Here is a 212-nt window from a genome sequence, read left to right as displayed (position 1 = left end):
GCTGACGAGTCGTCGTGGCGTGGAGGCGCCGGGTGCGGCGGAGTTGGTGGCGGAGCTGGCGGGGCTGGGTGCCGAGGCGCGGGCGGTGGCGTGTGATGTTGCCGACCGTGCCTCGGTGGAAGCTCTGCTGGCCGGGATCGGGTCCGAGCGTCCTCTGTCGGCTGTGGTGCATGCGGCGGGTGTGCTGGACGACGGTGTGGTGGAGTCGTTGA

General features: G+C 71.7%; 1 protein-coding gene. It reads left to right on the top strand.

Annotated features, from left to right (window positions below; genetic code table 11):
- Positions 1–212, top strand: a 212-nt coding sequence (locus IG74_RS47535) for a KR domain-containing protein (protein ID WP_158858185.1), incomplete at both ends; no start/stop codon positions are given.

Origin of the sequence: Streptomyces sp. NRRL B-1347, assembly GCF_000720325.1 — a bacterium.
In the GTDB taxonomy this organism is placed as follows: domain Bacteria; phylum Actinomycetota; class Actinomycetes; order Streptomycetales; family Streptomycetaceae; genus Streptomyces.
Note: the sequence above shows the minus strand (reverse complement) of the source record. Positions and strands in the feature narration are given on the sequence as shown.